This is a genomic window from Lentimicrobiaceae bacterium, assembly GCA_023227965.1.
GTDB lineage: Bacteria > Bacteroidota > Bacteroidia > Bacteroidales > JALOCA01 > JALOCA01.
In genome coordinates, this window is sequence record JALOCA010000006.1 from 68,088 (window position 1) to 93,310 (window position 25,223).

At 38.5% G+C, this 25,223-nt stretch carries 20 protein-coding genes; 11 read left to right on the plus strand and 9 right to left on the minus strand.

The window, feature by feature from the left end; genetic code table 11:
* A complete protein-coding gene (locus M0R21_03435) occupies positions 1-651 on the plus strand; it encodes a hypothetical protein (GenBank protein ID MCK9616866.1) in 651 nt (216 codons plus the stop codon).
* 47 nt (positions 652-698) lie between these two features.
* On the opposite strand, the gene rplT is transcribed toward M0R21_03435, so the two are convergent.
* The 7 genes from rplT to M0R21_03470 all read right to left on the minus strand — a co-directional run bounded on the left by rplT (position 699) and on the right by M0R21_03470 (position 7,428).
* Positions 699-1,046 (minus strand): 50S ribosomal protein L20, encoded by a 348-nt coding sequence (gene rplT, locus M0R21_03440; protein ID MCK9616867.1) that lies wholly within the window; start codon positions 1,044-1,046, stop codon positions 699-701.
* A gap of 79 nt (positions 1,047-1,125) precedes the next feature.
* Complete coding sequence (gene rpmI, locus M0R21_03445; protein MCK9616868.1) at positions 1,126-1,320, minus strand: 50S ribosomal protein L35; 195 nt, start codon at positions 1,318-1,320, stop codon at positions 1,126-1,128.
* A 46-nt stretch (positions 1,321-1,366) separates the two neighbouring features.
* Positions 1,367-1,864 carry a translation initiation factor IF-3 gene (gene infC / locus M0R21_03450; GenBank protein ID MCK9616869.1) on the minus strand — a complete coding sequence of 166 codons (498 nt, stop codon included), beginning with the start codon at positions 1,862-1,864 and terminating at the stop codon, positions 1,367-1,369.
* 102 nt (positions 1,865-1,966) lie between these two features.
* The gene (gene thrS / locus M0R21_03455; GenBank protein ID MCK9616870.1) at positions 1,967-3,907 is read right to left on the minus strand and encodes a threonine--tRNA ligase; all 1,941 of its coding nucleotides are present in this window, start codon (positions 3,905-3,907) and stop codon (positions 1,967-1,969) included.
* A gap of 200 nt (positions 3,908-4,107) precedes the next feature.
* Positions 4,108-4,473 (minus strand): heavy-metal-associated domain-containing protein, encoded by a 366-nt coding sequence (locus M0R21_03460; protein ID MCK9616871.1) that lies wholly within the window; start codon positions 4,471-4,473, stop codon positions 4,108-4,110.
* A gap of 40 nt (positions 4,474-4,513) precedes the next feature.
* Positions 4,514-6,847, minus strand: coding sequence for a TonB-dependent receptor (locus M0R21_03465; protein ID MCK9616872.1), 2,334 nt, complete (start codon positions 6,845-6,847; stop codon positions 4,514-4,516).
* Positions 6,848-6,927: 80 nt separating this feature from the next.
* Positions 6,928-7,428, minus strand: coding sequence for a hypothetical protein (locus tag M0R21_03470; GenBank protein MCK9616873.1), 501 nt, complete (start codon positions 7,426-7,428; stop codon positions 6,928-6,930).
* A 303-nt stretch (positions 7,429-7,731) separates the two neighbouring features.
* On the opposite strand from M0R21_03470, the gene typA reads away from it, so the two are divergent.
* The 4 genes from typA to M0R21_03490 all read left to right on the plus strand — a co-directional run bounded on the left by typA (position 7,732) and on the right by M0R21_03490 (position 14,230).
* Positions 7,732-9,537 carry a translational GTPase TypA gene (gene typA, locus M0R21_03475; GenBank protein ID MCK9616874.1) on the plus strand — a complete coding sequence of 602 codons (1,806 nt, stop codon included), beginning with the start codon at positions 7,732-7,734 and terminating at the stop codon, positions 9,535-9,537.
* 471 nt (positions 9,538-10,008) lie between these two features.
* Positions 10,009-11,988, plus strand: coding sequence for a TonB-dependent receptor (locus tag M0R21_03480; protein ID MCK9616875.1), 1,980 nt, complete (start codon positions 10,009-10,011; stop codon positions 11,986-11,988).
* On the plus strand, positions 11,985-13,226 hold the full coding sequence (locus tag M0R21_03485; protein MCK9616876.1) for a YfiR/HmsC family protein: 1,242 nt from the start codon (positions 11,985-11,987) through the stop codon (positions 13,224-13,226). Before M0R21_03480 ends, M0R21_03485 begins: the two co-directional genes overlap by 4 nt.
* The gene (locus tag M0R21_03490; GenBank protein MCK9616877.1) at positions 13,190-14,230 is read left to right on the plus strand and encodes an ATP-binding protein; all 1,041 of its coding nucleotides are present in this window, start codon (positions 13,190-13,192) and stop codon (positions 14,228-14,230) included. Before M0R21_03485 ends, M0R21_03490 begins: the two co-directional genes overlap by 37 nt.
* Positions 14,231-14,293: 63 nt before the next feature.
* On the opposite strand, the gene M0R21_03495 is transcribed toward M0R21_03490, so the two are convergent.
* Positions 14,294-16,513 (minus strand): cation:proton antiporter, encoded by a 2,220-nt coding sequence (locus M0R21_03495; protein ID MCK9616878.1) that lies wholly within the window; start codon positions 16,511-16,513, stop codon positions 14,294-14,296.
* 184 nt (positions 16,514-16,697) lie between these two features.
* Positions 16,698-19,034 (minus strand): hypothetical protein, encoded by a 2,337-nt coding sequence (locus M0R21_03500; GenBank protein ID MCK9616879.1) that lies wholly within the window; start codon positions 19,032-19,034, stop codon positions 16,698-16,700.
* 820 nt (positions 19,035-19,854) lie between these two features.
* On the opposite strand from M0R21_03500, the gene M0R21_03505 reads away from it, so the two are divergent.
* Genes M0R21_03505 through M0R21_03530 form a run of 6 tightly spaced genes read left to right on the plus strand, consistent with a single transcriptional unit; the run spans position 19,855 to position 25,113 of the window.
* On the plus strand, positions 19,855-20,160 hold the full coding sequence (locus M0R21_03505) for a twin-arginine translocase TatA/TatE family subunit (GenBank protein MCK9616880.1): 306 nt from the start codon (positions 19,855-19,857) through the stop codon (positions 20,158-20,160).
* Between the two features lie 37 nt (positions 20,161-20,197).
* Positions 20,198-22,651 carry an OmpA family protein gene (locus tag M0R21_03510; GenBank protein ID MCK9616881.1) on the plus strand — a complete coding sequence of 818 codons (2,454 nt, stop codon included), beginning with the start codon at positions 20,198-20,200 and terminating at the stop codon, positions 22,649-22,651.
* A 53-nt stretch (positions 22,652-22,704) separates the two neighbouring features.
* On the plus strand, positions 22,705-23,874 hold the full coding sequence (locus tag M0R21_03515; GenBank protein ID MCK9616882.1) for an AIR synthase-related protein: 1,170 nt from the start codon (positions 22,705-22,707) through the stop codon (positions 23,872-23,874).
* A 12-nt stretch (positions 23,875-23,886) separates the two neighbouring features.
* Positions 23,887-24,279 (plus strand): VOC family protein, encoded by a 393-nt coding sequence (locus M0R21_03520; protein ID MCK9616883.1) that lies wholly within the window; start codon positions 23,887-23,889, stop codon positions 24,277-24,279.
* Positions 24,280-24,288: 9 nt separating this feature from the next.
* Positions 24,289-24,672: a VOC family protein gene (locus M0R21_03525; protein MCK9616884.1), complete on the plus strand. Its 384-nt coding sequence runs from the start codon at positions 24,289-24,291 to the stop codon at positions 24,670-24,672.
* 3 nt (positions 24,673-24,675) lie between these two features.
* Positions 24,676-25,113, plus strand: coding sequence for an NUDIX domain-containing protein (locus M0R21_03530; GenBank protein MCK9616885.1), 438 nt, complete (start codon positions 24,676-24,678; stop codon positions 25,111-25,113).
* Positions 25,114-25,223: the final 110 nt, after the last annotated feature.

Here is a 25,223-nt window from a genome sequence, read left to right on the forward strand (position 1 = left end):
ATGAAAATACCGTTATGGAACCGAAAAATGCGTACAAGACTTACTATTTGGGGTAAACTGCTTGTAATCTTAATATTATTCTTACTATTTTATATCTGGATGAGAAATATCCATCCTTTTCTTTCAAAAAATAAACCCGTGCAGGCTGATATTTTGGTAGCTGAAGGCTATATCCCTGATTATGCAATGAAAGATGTGATAAAAGAATTTAATAAAAACCATTACCACATACTTGTAGTTTCCGGAAACCCAGTTGATTATGGCTTTTATTACACCAAGTTTGGAAACACTGCAGATGCAGGAAGGGTAACCCTGATAAAATTAGGCATGGACAGCACCAAAGTTTTCAGTGCACCTGCACCTTATTCCAAACGTGATAGAACTTATGCTGCAGCGCTATCAGTAAAACATTTTATGGATTCTATCCGTGTAAAATCCAAAGCAATAAACTTGTATTCATTTGGATGCCATGCACGCCGTAGCTGGCTTTTGTACAAAAAAGCTTTTGGACATGAATATCAGGTAGGGGTACTTTGCTCTTACAAAAACACCTATGATCCAAATAGATGGTGGCGCTGGAGTGATGGTGTCCGTGAAATTACAGACGAAAGTGTAGCTTTTATTTATGCTTCTATATTTTTCAGAAAATAAAAAAAGCCACCCTGCAAGGATGGCTTTTTAAAAAATTTTGGGGGAAATTAATCTTTAACCGATTCCACGATAGCTTTGAAAGCTTCAGGGTTATTCATTGCCAGGTCGGCAAGAACTTTACGGTCAATCTGGATATTTTTTTCATTCAGCTTTCCGATAAAAACGGAGTACGATAAGCCATACTGGCGAACCCCTGCATTGATACGCGCAATCCATAAGCTACGGAATGTGCGTTTTTTGGCGCGACGGTCGCGATAGGCATACACCTGCCCTTTTTCATAAGCATTTTTGGCTACCGTCCAGACGTTTTTTCTCCTTCCGAACTGTCCTTTTACCTTCTTCAGGATTTTTTTCCTTCTTTGTCGCGAAGCGACTGCATTTACACTTCTAGGCATTTTACATCTGATTTTTTACTTCAGCGATCCCGGTTTAACGGAATACTTTCCGGCTGAGAGTAAGGTTAATACTAAAAATTTAACATTGAAGCATTGCTTTTACATTTTTCACATCGGCAGTATCTACCGTGGCAGTATGCGTAAGATTACGTTTGCGTTTGGTAGATTTTTTTGTCAAAATGTGACTTTTGTAAGCATGCTTCCGTTTGATTTTACCTGTTCCGGTAAGGGTAAACCTTTTTTTGGCACCGGACTTGGATTTCATTTTTGGCATTTCAATTAATTTAACAGGTTAATAATCTATTGGGAATTAATAATTTTTATTTTTTTGAAGTAAGTATCATAATCATTCTTTTTCCTTCGAGCTTAGGTAAGCTTTCCACCTTGGCACATTCTTCAAGTTCAGAAGCAAATTTAAGTAGGATTATTTCGCCTTTTTCCTTGTAAACAATGGAACGCCCTTTAAAAAAGACTTCTACTTTTACTTTTGCTCCTTCCTGCAGAAATTTTTCGGCATGCTTTAGCTTAAAATTAAAATCATGATCATCGGTATTGGGACCCAACCTGATCTCTTTTACAATAACCTTTGCGCTCTTGGCTTTAATTTCTTTCTGCTTACGTTTTAATTCGTAGAGAAATTTCTTATAATCAGTTACCTTACAAACAGGAGGGTTGGCATTAGGTGAAATTTCCACCAGATCAAGATCGAGGTTATGGGCTATGTCAAGTGCTTCCTTGATATTATAAATTCCCTGCTGGATGTTTTCTCCTACTACCCTAACCACAGGCCATCGGATATTTTCGTTGATTTTATAAATTTCTTCCTTCTTGCGGGAATTTCCGCCATATACGCGTAGGTTTTGAACAGGTGTTGCTATAACTTACTCCTTTCTTTTAATGAATAATTACAAGCCAAAAGTTTATTCTTCAAGCATTGCGTTAATTTGATCATTTACTATTTGCACAAAAGTTTCGATTGGGAAGGTACCCAAATCACCTTCTCCCTGACGACGGACAGAAACAGAATTGCTAAGTTCTTCTTTTTCGCCTACGATAAGCATGTAGGGAATTTTCTGTAATTCAGCATCCCGAATCTTTTTTCCGGTCTTTTCGCTTCTTTCGTCAATTTGGGTGCGAATTTCGTAATTATTTAGCAAATACAAAACTTTTTTTGCATAATCGTGATATTTTTCACTGATTGGCAGAATTATAGCCTGTTCCGGCGTTAACCAGAGCGGGAACTTCCCTGCACAATGTTCTATTAAAACAGCTACAAACCGCTCCATCGAACCAAAGGGAGCACGATGGATCATCACCGGACGATGTTTTTGGTTATCGTTGCCAATATACTCTAATTCAAATCGTTCAGGCAAATTATAGTCCACCTGGATAGTTCCAAGCTGCCATTTTCTTCCCAGGGCATCCTTCACCATGAAGTCCATCTTGGGTCCGTAAAATGCAGCTTCACCATATTCTACCACTACATTGGGAAGTTGCTTTTCTTCTGCTACTTCGAGGATGGCACGTTCGGCTTTTTCCCAGTTTTCGTCGCTTCCGATGTATTTTTCGTGGTTATTTGGGTCGCGAAGCGAAATCTGTGTGATGAATTCTTTAAAATCCAATGCTTTGAAAATATGCATCACGATATTAAGCACACCGATAAATTCTTCTTTCACTTGGTCGGGACGGCAGAAAATGTGGGCATCGTCCTGCGTAAAACTACGAACCCGGGTCAAACCGTGTAATTCGCCGCTTTGTTCGTAACGATAAACGGTACCAAACTCGGCAAGGCGAACAGGCAAATCTTTGTATGAATGGGGTTTACTATTATAAATTTCGCAATGGTGCGGGCAATTCATGGGTTTTAGCATAAATAACTCGCCTTCCACCGGCGTAGAGATAGGCTGAAATGAGTCTTTGCCGTATTTTTCATAATGTCCAGAGGTTACATACAGGTCTTTATGAGCAATGTGCGGAGTAATCACCTGTTGGTAACCTGCTTTTTTCTGTGCACGTTTTAAAAATTGTTCCAGCCGTTCGCGAAGCGCAGCACCTTTGGGCAACCAAAGTGGCAGACCTGAACCTACTTTTGCCGAAAATGTAAACAGTTCCAGTTCTTTTCCCAGTTTGCGATGGTCGCGTTTTTTGGCTTCTTCGAGCAGAAAAATGTAGTCATCAAGTTCTTTTTGTTTGGAGAACGTGATTCCATACACACGGGTCATTTGTTTGCGTTTTTCGTCGCCACGCCAATAAGCGCCTGCAACGTTCAGCAGTTTAATGGCTTTGATAGAGCCTGTATCGGGCAGATGAGGTCCACGGCAGAGGTCAGTAAAATTTCCGGAATGGTATAATGTAATGCTTCCATCTTCCAGTTCATTTATCAGTTCGAGTTTATATTCGTCACCTTTGCGGGTAAAAAATTCAATAGCATATTTTTTTGAAACTTCTTCCCGTTGAAAGGATTGTTTCTGCCGTGCAAATTCAAGCATTTTTGCCTCGATAGCCGGAAGGTCTTCCGACGATAGTATTGTGTCGCCCAAATCAATGTCATAATAAAAGCCATTTTCAATGTTTGGACCAATGCCGAATTTCACCCCCGGATAAAGGAACTCTATGGCTTCTGCCATAAGATGGGCTGAAGAGTGCCAGAGAGTAGATTTTCCTTCCTCATCATTCCATGTCAACAATTTAACCTTTGCATCCTTATGTATCGGACGGGTAGCATCCCATATTTCTTCATCCACTTTTGCCGAAAGCACATTACGGGCAAGCCCTTCGCTTATGCTTTTGGCAATATCGAGCGCTGTTACACCTTCATCGTATTGTCTCACCGAATTATCGGGCAATGTAATGTTTATCATTGCTTGTCGTTTTATAAAAATAAGCTGCAAAAGTAGTAAAAATATTTATTCCCGGAACGAAAAGCCCGGAAATGAATGGAAAGTTACAAGTAAACTTCCAATGAAACATGTACAAATTTTTACAGGCTAAACCCTTTGAAAGATACTTGTAACTGCCCATTACGTTGAATGTGTGGTTCTGGCTACAAACCGATATTGTATTAATGTGCTTTATGTTCCGGGTCGTCTGGTTTTTTGCAACAGGGAGGCAGGTTTTTGTATGCTTTGGGGTCGGCTGTTACGCCATCGGCATCGTAACCGGTTTTGGATAATGCCAGGCAGATTTTATCCGGGGTGGTTTTATCCGGCTTGTAGGTAACGGTAACAATCTTGGTTTTCAAATCAAGATTGGATTTTGTTACACCTTTTTCATACGCCAGCATGCGTTCAATTCTGTCCTTGCACTGTTCGCATTGTGCCGACGTTTTAATACGGATGGTTTCCGTCTTTTTCCCCTGGGCAGATGCAATGCTTCCGATTAAAATGGTAGCAAACAGGACTAGTACTATTCTTTTTAAAGCTTTCATATTGATTTGATTTATTTGTAAAACGATTATTTATTTATGATTATTTCAAAGTATAACGCAAACCGGCATATACGAGAGCACCTGTAACTGGTCCCCATACCATAGAACCATCGAAATGGGTATGATACGGTTTCCAGTATTCTACAATCAGATCGTCTTGAATGTAACCGGTAAAATTTTCACCACCAAGGTAAGCATCAAAGTACTTGAATTTTCGGGTAATCTGAGCCAACAGGTTGAAATATTCCGGCGAATGTGTTGTCCGTTGCAGCTTTGCAGGCATTTTGTAGGTGTCGGGCAAGCGAGCACTACCATTGAACTGTCCGGTAATATCAAACTTCCATTTATCGAAATGGGTGGCATAGGATAAGGTAATCAATCCTTTGTAGTTGTTGGTAAAAGGCTTGTCGCGAAGTCTGCCGCCAATTTCCATTTTCACATCATTTCTCCGATAAGCCATCGTTACGGAAAGGTTTTTCAGAGGCGAAAAAGTGAGTTGCGCCTGCAGGCTGTTGGAATAGGACTTCCCGTCAAGGTTATAAAAATATGCCGCATTGGGCATGCTGTCCATATCCGTAATCACCTGGTGGACAAAACTGGTACGATAGGCATCAATGCTAAACTCGGCAGTACGGGTAAACAGCTTGAACTCTCTGGTAATGTTTGTTCCGAAGTTCCAGGCTTCTTCCTGATCGAGCTTTTCCGAAAAAACAAGTTTTCGCTGGCTGATAAAGATGCCACTGTTTTCGGACAATACGTTAGCGGTACGGTAACCTTTGCCTGCCGAAGCCCGGAAAGTAGTTTTGGTATCAGGTTTGTATCTCAAATGGAACCTTGGTGTAACAAAAAACCCGTAGTCGTTGTGGTAATCGCCACGCAAGCCGGCAATCAACGTAAGTTTGTCCTTGTAGTCAAAAGTGTATTCGGCAAAGGCTCCCGGGACACGTTCCGTACGATTCAGATAGTAAGTAACCTGTTTATAATCAACGAGTGTAAACAAATCATAGTCTGTGCCTCCCCCATTAATCTCATAAAGGTAGGTAAGCTGTTTCTGCTTGTAGTTTTCGATGTAATCGTCGTACAAAAAGCTTAAACCGGCAGTAATTTTATGATTTGGATTTTTTATTTGTGTATTAAAAATCAGGTTCGCATACAGATTCTTTTCGTGCCCGTAATAATGATTGATGCCATAAAAACCTTTCTGTTCATGGTTTACACCCGATAGAACCAAACCAAGACTGGAGTTAGGATGATTGGGAAAGAAAAAACCGTTTTTCCAGAATGCTTCCACCCTCTTGGTACGGATGCTCAAGCCATAAGCCTTGGTGCCGACAGTAATTCCGGTGGTGTCGTCGGTAAAATTGCTTTTATCAAAATTAGTCTGTCCTCCATTACGGTCTTCGTCAATGTATTTTATCCCGAATTTGGAAGCCATTTTCCCAGGAAGGATGTAATCCCAGCGATTGAACAGGCTGTAAGTAGTGAGCTTTGGCAAGTCGAGAAAGCCATCGTCGTTACGGTCTATCTTATTTTGAAAATCATCGGCATGCACCAGTACCATCGTACTCAGTTTGTCGTTGAGTTTTACAGCGGAGTTTACGTTGGCTTCCAGCCGTCCGTTGCTGTTTCCATAAAGGTTTACAAACAGTTTTTCGCTGTTTTCCGGCTTCTTGTATTCCACATTTATCTGTCCGGTAATAGATTCGTAGCCATTCACTACCGAAGCAGTTCCCTTAGAAATCTGAATGGATTCCATCCACGATCCGGGAATATAATTTAAACCATAAGCTTGTGCCAAACCACGTACCGAAGGAAGGTTTTCTGTCATTATCTGGCTATAGATACCTGCCAAACCAAGCATTTGTATTTGTTTTGCCCCGGTTACAGCGTCGGAATAGCCTACGTCAACCGTAGCATTGTTTTCAAAGCTTTCTGAAAGGTTGCAGCAGGCAAGTTTTTGCAAACCGGCAGTGGTGATTACTTCTGTTTTTATGAATTTAAGTCCGGAAATGTAAGAGCCATTCACTCTTTCCCGGATTTCCACCGAGGCAAGTTCCCTGTCGGCAGTAAGTACAATATCAATTTTGGTTTGATTTTTCGAGATAAGCAAAGTATCAAACTTATATCCCACATAGCTAACTATCAGTTTTAAATCGCCAGCAGATGGTTTCCTCAGGCTGAATCGTCCGTGCTCGTCGGTAGTAGTGCCAGATTGTGTCCCCAGCCAGAAAACGTTGGCAAACAACAAGGGGGTTTTCTGATTGTTTTTGTCCAGTTCATTTACAGTTCCTTTCAGATAATTATTTTGTCCTGAAATATTAAGAACTGTAATTAAAAATATATTTGTCAACAGTATTTTTAATATCGTCTTCATTTTTTTCCAAATTAAATAAAAATAAACAATGGTTGAAACAAAGTTTCAGCGTTAATTAAAACATGGAAGAAAAGAAGAAATCACAAAAGCAATTGTGAAACAAAGGAAAGCAAGACTTTCCCCGATGGCAAAAGAAATTTGATGGGTGGTAGCTCTACCGTTGCAATTTTAATGCTGCTGAAAAGAGTTTCCGGGTGAAAAATGAATACAAGTTGTTGGAAAACGAACTTTATAACATTCAACACCTTGCTTAAAACGTATTGAAGATTAATTTTTAATGCTTTAACCGCATTGGTACAGCAATGAATAAATGGATTCGCATCCTTTGGGTTGCTTTTTACCATGTTGTTTTGAGCAACTTTTTCCGGAAGAATAGTTTCCGGTGTTTTTACATCTTTTTTGCAACAGGAGTCCTCCTTTGGAGATTCAGTAGATTCACATTGGTGCTTAAAAGCGTTGAAGCTGAATTGTGTAACATTCATCGCATTGCAACTATGCACAAACAATCTTATTCCCAAGGTGGAAAAGAGAAAATACCCGGCAAAGAATACAATTACTATTTTACCACTTACACTTTTCATGCTGCAAAAATATATGATAGAAACGAATTAAAACAATTTTTGTTTTTTTAACATAGATTTAACAAAAAAATATTTCGGAAAACGCCCATGAGTCAGGTTTTCCTTGCCGCAGTCAGTTATTCTGGAGAAGTTACATCAAAACAGCATTAATACGTAAACGTAATAAGCTAATATTCATAATTTTTATGAGGTTTGATCCGCTGGGAAATAAATATTGAATTGCTTTTTCGCTTTCCGGAGTTTGTGTGAAAATAAATTCTACCTTTGCAACCCCAAAACCCAAGCGGGAAAAAAATATTTTTCATGCAGAATATCAGAAACATTGCCATCATCGCCCATGTTGACCACGGCAAGACAACCCTTGTGGATCGCATTCTTTACCAATGTCAGCTTTTTCGTGAAAACGAACAAAAAGAAGAATTGATACTCGACAGCAACGATCTGGAACGCGAACGCGGTATCACCATCCTTTCCAAAAATGTATCCGTACGTTATAAAGATGTTAAAATAAATATCATTGATACTCCGGGACATGCCGACTTCGGCGGGGAAGTGGAAAGGGTGCTCAACATGGCTGACGGTGTTCTTTTACTTGTTGATGCTTTTGAGGGTCCTATGCCACAAACCCGTTTTGTGTTGCAAAAGGCACTTCAACTACATAAAAAGCCGATAGTTGTAATTAATAAGGTTGACAAACCCCACTGTAATCCCGACGACACGATGGAAGCGGTTTTCGACCTGATGTGCAATCTTGATGCTACCGAAGACCAGTTGAATTTTCCTATCGTTTTTGGCTCTTCCAAACAGGGCTGGATGGGTAGCGACTGGAAGACACCTACCAACGATGTTACCTATTTGCTTGATACCATTATACAACACATTCAGCCGGCACATTACGAAGAAGGAAGCACACAGATGATGATTACTTCCATTGATTATTCCTCCTACGTGGGACGCATAGCCGTGGGCAAACTTACCCGGGGAGTCCTCAGATGGGGCATGCCCGTATCGCTGGTAAAACGCGACGGTTCGGTTATTAAAACCAAAGTCCGCGAGCTCTATACTTTCGAAGGTCTTGGCAAGGAAAAGATGAAACAAGATGTACATCCGGGCGAAATAGTGGCGGTAATGGGCATAGAAAATTTTGATATTGGCGATACCCTTGCCGATTTTGAATTCCCGGTACAACTGAAACCCATCAGTGTAGATGAACCTACCATGAGTATGCTGTTTACTATCAATACATCGCCATTCTTCGGAAAAGAAGGCAAGTTTGTTACTTCGCGCCACCTGCGCGAACGCTTATACCTCGAAACGGAAAAAAATCTGGCATTGAAGGTTGAGGAAACAAGTTTGGCAGATGCCTTTACAGTATTTGGCAGAGGTGTGTTGCACCTGTCCATCCTCGTAGAAACTATGCGACGCGAAGGATACGAGTTTCAGCTTGGTCAGCCAAACGTCATCATTAAGGAAATAGAGGGCGTTAAACATGAGCCTGTGGAACTGCTTACGGTGCACGTGCCCAAAGATTTCTCGGGCAAGGTTATTGAGCAGGTAACTATGCGCAAAGGCGAAATACTGAATATTGAAACCAAAAACGACAGGGTTTACATTGAATTTTCCATCCCTTCAAGAGGTCTTATTGGGTTGCGAAACAATATCATGAACGTTACTGAAGGCGAAGCCGTGATGGCTCACCGGTTCAAAGCTTTTGAACCCTGGAAAGGCGAAATTAACCAGCGACACAACGGCGCATTGATTGCTATGGAGACAGGTATGGCTATCCCTTTTTCGCTCCACAAGCTCCAGGACAGGGGCAAATTTTTTATTGAACCGGGCGAAAATATTTATGGCGGGCAGGTGATAGGCGAATATACCCGCCAGGACGACCTCGTGGTGAATGTATGCAAGACGAAGAAACTTACCAACATGCGGGCTTCGGGTTCGGATGAAAAGATGATGATAAGCCCTGCCATTAAATTTTCGCTGGAGGAAGCTATGGAATATATCACCGAGGATGAATACCTCGAAGTTACCCCTGCCTCTATCCGGTTGCGCAAAATCCTTCTCGACGAAACTGAACGCAAACGCAAGCAGAAAACGTTATAGTTTCAGATTTTAAATTTCAGGTTTCTGGTTTTTCGTTTCAGGTTCTTTCGGTGAACATGCCTGAATAGCATCTACCCAAACAGACTTTTCTGAAAGTCAATTGGTAAAAAAACAACAGCCCCCATATTCATGCAGCAGTATTGCTAAAAAACGGAGGTTCGAAATACCTTTCAGGGTAAGATGTATCATATTTCCAAATTAAAGATAATTGTACAAACTTTACCATTACTTATATCCAAAAACCTTTTTATACAATATTTTAAAAAAATATTTGAACTTTAAAAAAAATCTAAAAAAATTATTTACATTTGTATGCCAATGTAATTATAGAGTTTTTGACATCTTGAAACAAAAAAGGGTATCCGGCTGATTGATTTAAATGTAACAAATAAAATAATAAGCGAAATTCACTCCTTCGTAAAAAAAAAGAAGTTCATGAATTCCTTTTAATGAAATTTTAAATCAACTGACATGAAAAAGTATAGTTTACATTTATTATTTTTCATTCCATTTTTTATTTCTAATGAAATCTTATCGCAAACTGATAGTCTGGATATTTATAATTTAAATCTTAATGAATTATCAAAACTGAAAATAACTTCTGCTTCCAAGGTTTCTCAGAATATTAACGAAGTTCCTTCAACTATCTATATTATTACCCAGGCAGAAATACAAGAAAACGGATATTTTACTCTTGAAGAGGCATTGTCGGTTCTTCCCGGTTTCCAATTTAGGAATATACAAGGCATAAATAGCTATGTTTTTCAGCGTGGGGTACCCAATCAAAACAACCTGACATTGGTACTAATTGATGGTGTACAGATAAACGAACTCAATTCAGGGGGATTTTATGCCGGAGGTCAGTACAACCTGTCGAATGTTGAACGCATTGAAGTAATTTATGGTCCTTCTTCTGTAGCCTATGGAACCAATGCAGTAACGGGTATTATCAATATTATTACCAAAAGTGCTTTGGAAAAGAGGGCTGTAATCAACACATTGATTGGCTCCTTCAATACTTCAGAATGTGATATTAATTATTGCCATGTGAATAAAAAAAAGACCATTGGAATATCGGTTTCGGGCATGCTAAAAAAAACAGATAAAGCTAATTTGAAAGAACAGGCAGGTGATAATAACTGGACGGGACTGATGGATAACTTTGAAAATGATTATTCTTTCGATTTGAAAGCACAGATAAAAGATTTCGTTATTGGTACCAACTATCTTTATAAACAAGCTTCTACTGCCACGTGGGTTAAGTCAGCAGGTACTGCATATAGAGACTATGGAACTTCCTGGAATATCCGGTTTATTAATAATTACCTGAAATATAATAAAAAAATATCCAAAAAACTAACTTACTCTTCCGTTTTATATAATCGAAATGCAACCGTACTTGCGAATACAATTTATTATGTTGTAGATACCGCTCAAATTGGATATTACCGTCCAAACAATTTAACCGGATTTGAAAACATATTAAACTATAATATAAACAATTTTTTTTCAGTTACCGGTGGTTTATTATTTGAATACGAGCAACTGTCAAAAAAAAATACTTCATCATACAGCGATTCGCCCGAACACAAGCCACCAAAACCTGAAAAGCCTGTAATGGTTGATAATACCCTGGCAAGTATTTTTATCGAACCACGGGTTACACTATTTAAAAATCTTTATCTTTCAGGAGGTTTGCGTTTTGATCAAAGCAGCATTTACGACCAGGTTTACACACCCCGTGCAGGTCTTATCTATCATTTTCGCAAACACATACTGCGTTTTTCGTATGCTGAGGCTTTCAGAGCTCCCAAATCGTGGGACTATACCGATGGTTTAGGCAACCCTTCCCTGTTACCAGAAAAAATGAAATCAATAGAAGCTGCATTTGTGTTCTCTATAGTTGACAATTTTAAAATTGATGTAATCGGATATAAAAATAATCTTGAAAATGCTATTGTAAAAGAGGTTTTAAACGAAGGATACAGATGGGAAAATAGTGGAAAAATAAAAACAGACGGAGTTGAAATATACATCAGGTATGTATCGAATAGGTTAAAATCATCGCTAAACTACACTTTTAATCAAAGTTATAATGAGCATGATGATTTTGTTCCTGAAATAAGTAAATACAGCGGTAGCGCAAGTGTAACGTATTCTTTCAGCGAATATATAAAGCTAAATCTTCGTGCGAATTATATCGGAGAAAGGGAAAATCCCAAATTAATTGTTTCAACCAATAGTAAAGAAATAAAACCCTGCTTGATATTCCACGGGGCATTGTCATTGGTAAATTACAAAGGTTTTACCGTTCAGCTATCAGCCAAAAATTTATTAAACCAAAAGTATTACCACACTTCAAACAGAGAGCCTGACAGGTATCGCCAACCTCAGCGTACCATCATGTTGTCTATTGGCTATGTATTAAATAACCAAACAGATAAGAGATGAAAAAAATAACTCTATTTGTCTGCATATCTATTATTTGTTGTTTTACGCTAAACCCCAACATTTGGGCACAACAAATACAGCGCCCGGTAGCTATAAGCGCTTATATCTATAATTTCGTAAAAAATGTTCGATGGCAAAACGAAGAGGCAATTAAAGAATTTCATTTTCTGGTTATTGGCGATGACAAAAATGTTTTCCGGGAATTACAAAAATTATCGAAATCCAAAACTATTCGAGACAAACCTATAATAGTATCGTACTCAAGTAAATCAGACAATATTGAAAATGTCCAGTTGATTTTTGTTACAAAAAGTAAAGAGAAAAAACTTGTTGAAATCTTCGATAAAATTGAAGGGAAAAACATACTTCTTGTTACCGACAACTATCAGGATAAAGGGCTGATAATGATTAATTTTTTTGATTCGGAAAAGGGCACACTTCAATTCGAAATAAACAAAGCCAATATTATAAATCAGCATATTAGCATTATGCCGGATATGATTTTGCTTGGAGGAACTGAAGTTGATGTTATGGCATTATATTATGAAGGACAGCAAAGTTTGCGAAGCCTTCAAAAACACAGTGAGAATCTTGAAAACAACCTGAGCCACTTAGAAAGCATTATTGCAACGAACACAAAAGAAATACGTGAACAAAAGGATAGTCTTAACAGACAAACGCAACAAATTAAAGAACAGCAAAAGACTTATTATAACCAGACACAATTGCTCAATAATAGCGAAAAAGAACTGGTAATCCAAACTCAAAAAATTACGGAACAAAAAACAATACTTGATGCCCAATTTCATGAACTGGAAAAACAAAAAGCTGACCTAAAAAAAGGCAACAAGCTATTTCTGGATCAAGAAAAAAAGATAAACCGTCAAAAGTCGGAAATCTTGTTGCAATCGAAAATACTTAAAGGACAAGGTACAACAATTCACCGGCAGCAAAACTTGGTATTCCTGCTTAGTATCATCACTATTCTTGTCGCAGTACTGGTTTTTTCAATTTATCGTGGATATAAAACCAAACAGCAACTAAACAAACAGTTAGAAAAAAGAGTAGAAGAACGAACCAATGAATTAAATATCTTAAACGAGCAGTTACAGGTTGAACTTACAGAACGTAAACAGGCAGAGGTATCTTTACGTAGAAGCGAAGAACGGTATCGGTTTTATTCGAACGCAATCCGGCATCAATGCTTATTTACGAGCGCAATAATTTTAAAATATTAGCTGTTAATGAAGCATTCCTGAGACATTATGGATATTCATCTGAAGAAATGTTATCTATGTTTCTATCCGATTTATATCCAGCAGAAGAAAAAATGCCCATTGTTGAACTGGCAAAAAGCATCCATGGACATGCTTGCGCCGGCGAATGGCATCATATTAAAAAAGACGGTTCAATTATTTCCATTATCGCTATTTCCCACGATATTGAATATATGGGACAAAAAGCCCGCATTGCTGTTGTAACTGACATAACTGATCGTAAAAAAGCAGAAGAAGAAATTCAGAAACTGAACCAAACCCTTGAGGGACGTGTCGCCGAAAGAACAGCCCAATTGGAAACTGCAAATAAAGACCTCGAATCTTTTGCCTATTCCATTTCACATGATCTTCGCGCACCCTTGCGCCATATTGATGGTTTCTCTCGTATCCTTAAAGGCAGCATCCCCAATAAAACCAGCGAAACAGAACGTTTCTTCAACAAAATAAGTGAATCTTCTTCCAGAATGTCAAAAATGATTGACGATTTATTAACCTTCTCCCGTTTGGGACGGAAGAGTATCAATAAAACGGAAGTTGATCTGAATGAATTGATAGTAAGAGTAATTAACCATTTCAAACCCGATACCGAAAATCGCAGTATAGAATGGAAAATTGAAAAGCTTCCGGTAATAAATGGGGATGCAAATCTTTTATTACTGGTGTTCGAAAACCTGATTTCAAATGCTATAAAATTTACATCCAAAAGAGAAAACGCCATCATCGAAATTGGCAGAATAAACAAAGATTCCAGGTTTGGATTTTTTATTAAGGATAATGGCGTAGGGTTTGATATGCAATATATTGATAAGCTATTTGGTGTTTTCCAACGCCTGCACACACAGGAAGAGTTTGAAGGTACCGGCATAGGCTTAGCAAATATCAAACAAATCATTCAAAAGCACGGAGGTACAATTAGTGCCGAAGGAGAATTAAATAAGGGCGCCACATTTTATATAAATCTTTAAATTTAATAATCATGAACAATATTCCCCCTATGTTAAGTAATCATTAAGATATGATGTCGTATTTTAGCTATCACTTAAATATAATTCTTTGGTTAAAACTTGTATTCGTTTTTCGTTTCCTACTATCCATACTTTATCACCCGTTTCAAATACAAGATCCGATTCTGGGTTCAGGAGACGTATCCCGTTTCTTTCTACACCGACTACCAAACCTTTGGTTAGTTCACGAATACGCGATTCACGAATATTTTTCCCGGCAAGTGGTGAATGCTTACCTACAGTAAAATGATGGAGCGATACTTTTTGCTTTGTGTTTACTATCTGTGATTCATTCATAGACGACTCAAGGTGTTTTTTAAACTTTTCGAGTTGTTCATCCGTTCCTATTACCGAAAGTTTATCGTTAGGAAACAGGTACTCGTCGCGCCCGGGAACATTAATCACGAAATCTCCACGTTCAATCACTGCAATATTTACTCCGAATTCTTCCCTTATTTTTGATTCCAATAATAATTTCCCAATGTATGGTGATAATGCATTTAATTCAAATGTAGCAATATGCGTATCCCATGGGGCTAATATTTCTTTCTTTTCAACTTCACGTTCATTAAGGTTAGTTAAAAATCGCATTTCAATTTTTCCATAAAATGTTTTTATTTTTTTTGAAAATAATAAAAGAATAATACAGGAAACGATAATACCTATAAGAGCAATCCATGGCGAAAACAAACGATCGAATAAGAACCCGATATAGAAAACAGCTAATGCAACTCTGGACGTCAGTAAAACAAGTAAAGGGCCACGGTGATACGTTTTTAACCACACATTGGCATATGCCTGGCGTTGGGTTCTGCGAAAAGCGAGTGCCCATAAAAAGGGGGACAGAACGGCAAGAGTTACAGTTACTGTAATTATCTGGCTCCACCCGTAACTTGCGAATAAGGGTGCAAGATATTGTGTGCTTAATAAAATAATTGTAATAATGACTACAGAAAATACTACCACATTAATAAAGTAGAAACGCAGCATTTTTTTCCATTCACTTATCTCTGCCATGTTTTGAGCACCAACACTATAGGTAACTAATAAATTTTTCCATTTTGGGGGCAGGATGCTTTCTATACGTTTATAAACAGGTTCGGAAAAACGTATCATATACGGCGTAGTAAATGTAGTTAACACCGAAACGGCAACAGCCACCGGGTATAGAAAATTGCTGGTTACGTTTAAAGTAAGACCCAGGGTTGCAATGATAAAAGAAAGCTCACCAATCTGTGAAAGGCTCATACCTGATTGTACCGCTATTTTGAGAGGTTGCCCGGCAGCCAACACGCCCATAGTTACAAAAAGTGGTTTACCAAGAAACAATACCAATGTAGCTGCCACAATGGGTATGGCATGTTGTACCAGCATTTGCGGATCCAGTAACATGCCTACCGATACGAAGAAAATTGCCCCGAAAAGGTTTTTCACCGATTTGGTAAGGTGTTCTATCTTTTCTGCTTTGGTTGTTTCTGCCAAGATAGAACCCATAATAAAAGCACCGAGTGCAGGAGAAAAACCGGCGTATGTTGCCAGCACTACCATTAAAAAACATAATGCCAGTGATATAATCAGCAATGTTTCTTCGTTCATAAATGAACGGATTTTTATAAAAAGTGTTGGTAGGAAAAATATTCCGGACACAAACCACAAGACTAAAAAGAAAGCCAGTTTTAAAACCGACATAACCATTTCGCCTCCGGCAAATGTTTTACTAACAGCCACTGTGGACAGTAATACCATCAGTAAAACAGCTACCAGATCTTCAATAACCAATACTCCTGTTACAATGCCTGTAAATTTTTGATTCTTTACACCTAATTCATCAAAAGTCCGTATTATAATTGTGGTTGATGCAATAGCGAGGATTCCCCCTAAGAACAGACTGTCCATGGCATTCCATCCTAACATTTTCCCCACATTGTAGCCTAAGAACATGGTTAATGTTACCTCGGTTAAAGCTGTTATAACGGCTACTGCGCCAACCTTAATTAATTTTTTAAAACTAAATTCAAGCCCAAGCCCAAATAACAGAAATATCACACCAATGTCTGCCCAAGTTCTGATACTTTCGATTTCAACAATGGTAGGAAACAATTTAAAGTTGGGTCCCACTAAAAGCCCTGCAATTATATACCCTAATACCACCGGCTGCTTTAATTTTCTAAAAAGCAGTGTTACAATGGCAGCAGCACCCAGTATAAGTGCCAAATCAACTATAAGTACAGGTAGATGTAACATTAATATTGCACCTTAATTTTATTTAAAATTTCATCATCTGTCAGCCCATCCGGAGCTTATATTGCATTCAAATTTTCAGGTAAAGAATTTTCGCAATACCTTCCTGCCGCAATATAACAAATGTGCAGCTAATTTATTAAAAATTTCTTTATATTGTAGCTGTTGTGGTATTGCAAAAAAACCGCTATTTCAGCTTTATTTGGTGATTATTTTTAAACAGAATAATATCAGGAGATTCCTGTTCGACACGATAAACATCTGTGCCGGTCTCCCGTATTAAAAGCTCGTCAGCACATAATGGCCCTTTTGCATCATCCTTCCCTTTGCTTGTTATGTAAATGTTGTCTTTGGGATCGTTTACCCTGAATTTCATTTCAAACAACGACCAGTCTCCATTTATCACTTCGCTGGATTCGGGGAAACCTACTGTTGATGTCCACTGATTTGCTACGGGGTTATATTCTTCCACAATAAAACGGAACCAAAGATTAAGTGCATCTTTATAACCATTATACATCCACAGGCTTACGGTGTATTCTTTGTCTTTTTTAAAAGTATTTGGGGCGAATTCAGCAAAAACGTTTTTGCCTTTCTTTATTCCCATGTAAGCACCTTTTTCACGGAAAGTTAACCCATTTACGGTATTTTCGTAGCCATTGTAATACAGAAATGAGGAAGAGTCGGTTACAAGAAACCCTTGCTTTTGATATAGCTTGTTTTTTATGGCAAGAAAATGTTGGTATTCGTCGTTAGCTGGATTGTAAAACAAATCATTAACTTGCAAACTGTACAAAGAAAAGTCATTGTTTTGCAATACTAATTTACACCGTTTTAGAATATCATTTTCGTAATCTGTCAGAGGTTCACGGCTTACAATTACAAGAAATGGTTTATCTGACTTAATATCTCGATGTATTGGTTTTTCATAAAATCCTGGTGACACCACCTGAACTATCTTTTTACTTTCCGGAATAGATGTTCTTGTAAGATAAGCTCCCATGATAGGCAAATTCATGTGATAGGACAAAGTCATACTTTCTTTTACGATATCGTTATTGCGTGGCCGTGAAAAGCTTTCGGAACCAGCATAATAAAATGGTAAGGGGAAAATTGCCTGGTAATCCGACGAATTTATTCCATCAGTAGCTTCTTTCCATTTTGAGGGCATAAATTCCGGAGCAAAAACATTGGAAGCTTGAGTTAGTTGAGGTTTATACTCTTTATGATAAGGTGATCCCTCACAAAAAAAAGATAAAGGCACAGCAATCATTAACAAAATAGAGGCAACTTTTTGGTTCTTGTTTCTCAGCAAAACAGACCAGTTCCATGCTGTATAGCTGCAAAATAGCGTAATAACAAAAAAGAAGACCCAGGTAAATCTTCCCGTTGACCGGAATTGTTTGAATACAGGAAACGCATCAAGCAAAGAAGGTATTTGTTTAAATGGGATTCCAAAAGCATACAGCAATACGATAGCCCCTGCTAATACCGCTATTGTAAGCTCACGGTTGGCTGCTGCTTTTAAAAAAGAATTTTCCTGTTTTTTTACCAGCTTGCGAATAAACATGCTCAGTAATGTAATCAACACCGCCGTGGTAGCAATACCCACATACGACCACGACTCCCATTTTATTTTGATTTCGAAAGGAAATATTTTGTCATATACCGGGCGCAAAGGCGAATGATGGGGCATAAAAATGTCGTCGGGCTCGGCATTATAATTTAAAAAACCCGACGGATTATCAGTTCTTCCCGGGTGGATATCGGTAAGCGAAACATAAACAACGAAGAAAATAACAGGAATGACAATGGAAATCAATAAATATACGTAATGTTGCAAGCATTTATACAGTTTTTCTTTTTTATAAAATGATGAAATCAGCCAGTAGGCAAAGTGAAATGCTATCGCCATCATTCCCAGGTAAGCGTGGATAAACAGCCAGAAAAGATTGTTAAGCATTAAAAAGATTGCCCATTTATGTTTTTTATCACTCCTTCCATAGCGAATAATAAGATACAATGTCAATGGGATACAAACGCTATAGGATAAAGCAAGATGGCCCGTAAGCCGGAAAAGTTGTGGCGCCAGAGCGGTTATGCCCAAAGCAGAGAAAAAGGAAAACCATATGGGAACGGAAAATAATCGCAGGATATGATATAAAATAATTAATGTAAAAAAAATAGAAATAATCATCAAAAAATTAACTATCCCTATACTATATAATTTTGTTGACGGGAAAATATTGCCGAGTACCATAAGCGCATTTGCCAGTACAGGATGACAATCGGTATAAAGATAATTTTCTCCGTAAGGGTAATTCATCCCGCTAAAATTAACGTAACTTGTGTCATTTTTAATATGATAAGCATAGGTGTAATAATTTTTCATTCCATCTCCACTGTTGCTGAACATATATTGATTGGGATGTAGCAATACCCTGTGATAAAATGCAAAAACGATTATTAACGCCAGCAAATAAATAATATAGTTTTTCGGATTTTGAAAAGTAGATGTAGTCATGGCTTTAAAGTTTTCGCACCAAATTTAAGAAAAAACAATAAAGAAAAAAATAACTTTGATAGTTATACTATAAAAAAATAACATAATAAATAATAATAATTACCTGATATTTTACCTACACAAATTTATTAATAAAAAATTTTTTGTGCCCCTTTGCAAAGAACCATATGATTCTCTGCGGTTTAATTTTTTTACCGCATATGACGGGAAGAATTGCGCAGAGGATTGCAAAGCCTACCTTGTTGAAAAAATAACGTATCATAATAATAATCATTAACATTTTCCTTCATAAATAATTGTTTTATACTTTTGAACAGGAAAACGGATAATCATAATATTTTTTATTAGCATGCTTATCCTTACATGTATTAAACCCACATTACATTTTAATAGTCTGGTAGAGATAATAATATGTTTCATTACTGATTAAAAACAGTAACAAACTGGTTTTAACCAGTAGAAGAAATAGTAATAAACCGTCTGGAAGTGGTTATTAGGTGTTATGCTACCGGTTATAAATAGTTCCGGACCGGTTATAAGGTGTGATGTTACTAATTGTAAATAGTTCTGAGTGAACGAAAATATATTTTGGCATAAAAAAACAATTCTGGCATTTACAGGTTTTTAGCACAATCTAACCAATCTCCCTCAATCACTTCAATCTTTTTCCGGTGATGCAAAATGTGTTTAATACTATATCTGAATGGGAGAGAATTATTTTTCCTACTTTTACACCATTACTCATTATTATCATTTAATGGTGAATGACAATATATTGCTATTTATGGATATCAGCTCCGGGGAACTAATTCTTATTTTTATGGCAATATTTCTCGTATTCGGTCCTAAAAAAATACCCGAATTCGCCAGAAAGATGGGAAAAATTATGTTCGAGTTTCGCAAGGCTGCCAATAATATTACCAAAGAGTTTAACCAGGAAACCGGAGCCATAAAAGACGAATTAAACGAAACAGAAAAAATTATCAGCGAACAGACAGAAAAAATTAAGGCTGAGATTACCAAAAGCAAACAAAAAATTATAGACAATTTAAAAACAGAGGATAACAATACCCCGACATCCTCTGACGTTAATACAATTCACTCCACTGAAAACAATAATGTGTAAAATTTGATTTACTTTGCACCTCTATACCTTGTTACTTATGAATCACAGGAAATTTATCTTTTGTATCCTCGCTCTCGTCATTCTTCCACTTGCCGGATTTTCCCAAAGCAAACTTGTTCAAAATGCCGATAACGCCTTTCGTAATCAGCGTTATACTTATGCTATCAATAAATATAAAAAGGCTTACACCAGGGTAAAACGAAACAAAGCGGAAAAAAACCGCATCTGGTTCCAGTTGGCTGAATGTTACCGCCTGACCAATGATATCAAAAAAGCCGAAGCTGCTTACCGCCGGTTAATTAAGGCAAATTACGAGGAAGAAAAACCCATCCTGTTACTTTATTATGCCGATATGCTTCGTATCAACAACAAAACAGAAGAAGCACTTTTGCAATATAAAGCTTACCAGGAAAAAGCGCCGGAAGACCCGCGTGGAGCCAATGGAGTACAGTCGTGTTTGCTTATAAACGAATGGAAAGACAAGCCCTCGAAATATGAAGTTGCCAATGTAAAAAAAATCAATACTAAAGAAGATGACTTTTCTCCCTGTTTCATGGACGATAATTTCAATACGCTGATTTTTACTTCCTCACGCGAAGGTGCAGTAGGTAAGGAAACCGATGAATGGACAGGACAAAGTTTCAGTGATCTCTTTGTTGCCCGAAAAGACCGCAAAGAAGAATGGGGCGCACCGGTTTTATTAGATAACAACGAAAATATTAATACCGAAGCCAATGAAGGTACTCCTTTTATGAATGCCCGGTATTCTTCTTTGTATTTTACCCGTTGCCTGAACGATAAAAGCCGCAAATCGGGTTGCCAGATTTATATGAGCAAACGCTCAGGACGTAGCTTTGGCAAAGCCGAACTGGTTTCCATTGGCAACGATACTGTTTCTGTTTTTGGTCATCCTACCCTTAGCGGCGACGAACTTACCATTTACTTCGCCTCCGACAAAACAGGTGGTTTCGGTGGCAGAGACATCTGGATGGCAAAACGCGAAAACAGTACGGGCGCTTTTGGCAGACCACAAAACCTGGGTGCCTCAGTAAATACCCCCGGCGATGAGGTGTTTCCATTCCTGAGAAACGATACCATGCTATACTTTGCATCCAATGGTCATTCCGGAATGGGTGGATTAGACATTTTTAAAACTACCCTTGAGGGGAAAAAGTGGAGCAAACCGGTAAACCTGAAAACTCCGGTAAATTCCAGTTTTGATGACTTTGGAATTGTATTCGAACCTGATGCCGAACAGGGATACTTTAGTTCGTGCCGACAGGGCGGAAAAGGGCTTTCCGATATCTATTCCTTCATTGAACCTCCACTGATTTTTACCCTTGCCGGAACAGTGAAAGACGACCGTACTTTGCAATTTATGCAGGGAGTTTCGGTAAAACTTATCGGAAGCAACGGTTCTTCCCTCGAAACCAAAACCGACCCCAAAGGCAATTATTCTTTCACCAAATCGCAGATTAAGCCCAATACAACCTACGAAATCACCGTTTCAAAACAAAATTATTTTACCGAAAAAGGAAAAGAAACCACCGTAGGATTGGAACGCAGCAAGGATTTTATCCACAACTTTGTTCTGAAACCCATTCCCGAAAAGCCCATTGTACTCCCCGATATCCTCTACGATCTGGCAAAATGGGACTTGAAACCACAATATCAGGATTCGTTACAGGGACTTATCAAAACACTCGACGAAAACGAAACACTGGTAGTTGAACTTGCCTCTCATACCGATAGCCGCGATACCGAAGAACGTAACGACATCCTTTCACAAAAACGCGCTCAAAGTGTTGTGGATTATCTGATACAACGCGGAATTGACCCCGATCGGCTAATTGCCAAAGGCTATGGCGAACGCGTACCGCGAATACTTGATAAAAATATTACAAAAGATGGTTTCCTGTTTAAATCCGGCACCACTCTTGATGAAACTTTTATTGAATCATTGAAAACTACCGAGGAAAAAGAAGCTGCACATGCCCTGAACCGTCGTACCGAATTCAAAGTGGTTAGCAAAGATTTTGTTCCCAAACCCAAAAATGCTCCTTTAACCACCGAACAAAAAATTGATATTATCACTCAGCCCGATGTGAATACCGTTGCTATTAATATTTTACCCAACAACAACATCGAAATCCCTTGTATTGTTGATGGTTTTAACCGGAAAATAATTTTCGAAAAAGCAGAAAAAGACTTAACTGTTTCACTCGAACAAACCTTGAAACTTCTTCAGGACGGAGCCATAGGCAAATCCGATTTCAAAGGAGATGCCGAAAAAATTCTTGCCGAAGGTAGCGTTGCCGATAAAGCTGTTTTCACGATAAAAGAAATGCGTATAGGCGATAAAACCATCAACAATATCGAAGCCATTGTTAGCCACCGATTAAAAGTTCCGATGATGTTTGGTGAAACCATATTATCTAAATTCAGCAACTTTACAATTGACGAAAAGAAAAAGCAACTGATTTTTAAATAAAACTATATTTTATTTTTTAACCATTAAGACACTAAGTTACACTAAAGTCATAAATGCAAGGAGCTCTCAAATACAACCTTCGCGGCGTTTCGGCAAGCAAGGAAGATGTGCACGAAGCCATTAAAAACCTCGATAAAGGACTATTTCCAAATGCTTTTTGCAAAATAGTTCCCGATTATCTTGCCGGCGACCCTGAATATTGTGTGGTAATGCATGCCGACGGCGCAGGCACCAAGTCATCGCTGGCATACATGTACTGGAAAGAAACCGGCGACCTTTCCGTTTGGAAAGGAATAGCTCAGGATGCAGTGGTTATGAATCTCGACGACCTTCTTTGCGTAGGCGCTACCGATAACATCCTGCTTTCGTCAACCATTGGAAGAAATAAAAACCTGATTCCCGGGGAAGTAATTTCTGCCATCATTTCTGGAACAGAAGAATTCCTGGAGAAAATGAGAAATTATGGCATAGGCATCTGGTCAACAGGAGGCGAAACAGCCGACGTTGGCGACCTGGTAAGGACGATAATTGTGGATTCCACGGTAGTTTGCCGAATGAAACGTTCAGAAGTGATTGATAACCGACATATTCAGCCGGACGATGTCATCGTTGGGCTGGCATCTGCCGGAAAAGCCGTTTACGAAAGCCAATACAATGGCGGCATGGGTAGCAATGGGCTTACTTCTGCCCGTCACGACGTATTTTCCAACGCTTTTGCAAAAAAATACCCGGAAAGTTTCGACCCCAATTTACCTTCAGAAGTGGTTTACACCGGTGGTAAAAATCTTACGGATAAAACCGAAGTGGATGGTATGGATGCCGGAAAACTGGTGCTCTCCCCCACTCGGACCTATGCGCCGGTAATCAAAGAAATGCTGGGGAATTACCGTTCGCAGATCCACGGAATGGTACATTGCAGCGGCGGTGCGCAGACCAAGGTTTTGTATTTTGTGGATAATATTCATGTGATTAAGGATAATCTTTTCCCTGTTCCTCCGCTCTTTGCGATGATTCAGCAGCAGAGTACTACCTCATGGCACGAAATGTACAAGGTTTTCAACATGGGACACAGGATGGAATTGTATGTTCCGGAAAATATTGCAGAAAGCCTGATTTGCATTTCCGAAAAATATGGTATTGCTGCTAAAATCATAGGACATTGCGAAAGCCATACAGGCAAAAAGCTGACAATAAAAAGCAAAAATGGAGTTTTTGAATATTAATTCCCATCCGAAATGGTTCCAGTCTTTCTGAGTATTCACCACATTGCTGTCATCTGTTCCGATTATCAGAAATCCAAAGAATTTTATGTCAATATATTGAAGCTGAAAATTATTGCCGAATTTTACCGTAAAGAAAGAAACTCATGGAAGCTGGATTTATGGGTAAATGATGATACTCAGATAGAATTATTCTCCTTCCCCAATCCGCCTGCACGACCAAGTTACCCGGAGGCAACCGGGCTGAGGCATCTTGCTTTTGCCGTGAAAAGCCTCGACGAATGGATTAATCATTTGAAAAATAATAATATTAACGTTGAACCACCCAGAGTTGACGAATTTACCGGTAAACGTTTTACTTTTTTTGCCGACCCTGACCAGTTGCCAATAGAGTTGTACGAGCTATAGAATCCAAAGATGGTAGAATTTATTTTATATGTTAAAAACCAGCAGTTAAGTAAAGATTTTTACCAAAAACTGCTTTCTGCCTCTCCGGTACTGGATGTGCCTGGAATGACGGAGTTTTTGCTTGAAAAAAATGTCAAACTTGGTTTGATGCCCGAGGATGGAATTCAAAAAATCCTGGCAAACCGGGTTCCTCATCCGAAAACGGGTAACGGAATCCCACGCTGCGAACTATATCTCTACGTTTCTGATCCCGGAACATATTTCAACAAAGCCATCCAGTTGGGCGCTACAGTCATCAGCGAGCTTTCGCCACGGGACTGGGGCGACGAGGTAGCTTACTGTGCCGACACTGACGGTAATATTCTGGCTTTTGCAAAAAAAATTAATCCTTAATAAATGAAAACCGACCTGGTAGTTGCCGGATATATCATTGATGATGATAAAGTTTTGCTTATTCATCATAAAAAACTGGGGAAATGGCTCCCTGTGGGTGGTCATATTGACAAAGACGAAACCCCCGACCAGGCTTTAAAACGTGAAGTAAAGGAAGAAGTAAATCTCGAAATAGAAATTCTTTGCCCATCTCCCTTGCCGTCGGTTGGAAATGTTATCGAAAACCTTGCTTTGCCATTTCATGTGAATGTACACCCTGTAAACGATCACTATCATTGCTGTTTTTATTATCTCTGTAAACCTGTTTTAGGCAATGAAGTAAAAATAAACCATGAATCGAATAGTTTCCATTGGTTTACCGTTGCCGAATTGCACGAGGAAATAGTCCCCGAAGATGTTCGCCTGCAATCACTCTTCGCATTGGAGCTTTTAAAAAAATGATTTCAAACATTTGATTAACCCAAATAAAAGCATTCGGAATAAAAATATTTAAGCAGGTATTGTTTAATTAAAAAAAAATAACGTCCTTTGCAGTCCTTTTAAAAATCAAA

Bases quoted from the DNA above. Each gene is read 5' to 3' on its own strand.
- M0R21_03435 (MCK9616866.1), top strand. From the start codon at position 1: ATGAAAATACCGTTATGGAACCGAAAAATGCGTACAAGACTTACTATT.
- rplT (MCK9616867.1), bottom strand. From the start codon at position 1,046: ATGCCTAGAAGTGTAAATGCAGTCGCTTCGCGACAAAGAAGGAAAAAA.
- rpmI (MCK9616868.1), bottom strand. From the start codon at position 1,320: ATGCCAAAAATGAAATCCAAGTCCGGTGCCAAAAAAAGGTTTACCCTT.
- thrS (MCK9616870.1), bottom strand. From the start codon at position 3,907: ATGATAAACATTACATTGCCCGATAATTCGGTGAGACAATACGATGAA.
- M0R21_03460 (MCK9616871.1), bottom strand. From the start codon at position 4,473: ATGAAAGCTTTAAAAAGAATAGTACTAGTCCTGTTTGCTACCATTTTA.
- M0R21_03465 (MCK9616872.1), bottom strand. From the start codon at position 6,847: ATGAAGACGATATTAAAAATACTGTTGACAAATATATTTTTAATTACA.
- M0R21_03470 (MCK9616873.1), bottom strand. From the start codon at position 7,428: ATGAAAAGTGTAAGTGGTAAAATAGTAATTGTATTCTTTGCCGGGTAT.
- typA (MCK9616874.1), top strand. From the start codon at position 7,732: ATGCAGAATATCAGAAACATTGCCATCATCGCCCATGTTGACCACGGC.
- M0R21_03480 (MCK9616875.1), top strand. From the start codon at position 10,009: ATGAAAAAGTATAGTTTACATTTATTATTTTTCATTCCATTTTTTATT.
- M0R21_03485 (MCK9616876.1), top strand. From the start codon at position 11,985: ATGAAAAAAATAACTCTATTTGTCTGCATATCTATTATTTGTTGTTTT.
- M0R21_03490 (MCK9616877.1), top strand. From the start codon at position 13,190: ATGCTTATTTACGAGCGCAATAATTTTAAAATATTAGCTGTTAATGAA.
- M0R21_03495 (MCK9616878.1), bottom strand. From the start codon at position 16,513: ATGTTACATCTACCTGTACTTATAGTTGATTTGGCACTTATACTGGGT.
- M0R21_03500 (MCK9616879.1), bottom strand. From the start codon at position 19,034: ATGACTACATCTACTTTTCAAAATCCGAAAAACTATATTATTTATTTG.
- M0R21_03505 (MCK9616880.1), top strand. From the start codon at position 19,855: ATGGCAATATTTCTCGTATTCGGTCCTAAAAAAATACCCGAATTCGCC.
- M0R21_03510 (MCK9616881.1), top strand. From the start codon at position 20,198: ATGAATCACAGGAAATTTATCTTTTGTATCCTCGCTCTCGTCATTCTT.
- M0R21_03515 (MCK9616882.1), top strand. From the start codon at position 22,705: ATGCAAGGAGCTCTCAAATACAACCTTCGCGGCGTTTCGGCAAGCAAG.
- M0R21_03520 (MCK9616883.1), top strand. From the start codon at position 23,887: ATGGTTCCAGTCTTTCTGAGTATTCACCACATTGCTGTCATCTGTTCC.
- M0R21_03525 (MCK9616884.1), top strand. From the start codon at position 24,289: ATGGTAGAATTTATTTTATATGTTAAAAACCAGCAGTTAAGTAAAGAT.
- M0R21_03530 (MCK9616885.1), top strand. From the start codon at position 24,676: ATGAAAACCGACCTGGTAGTTGCCGGATATATCATTGATGATGATAAA.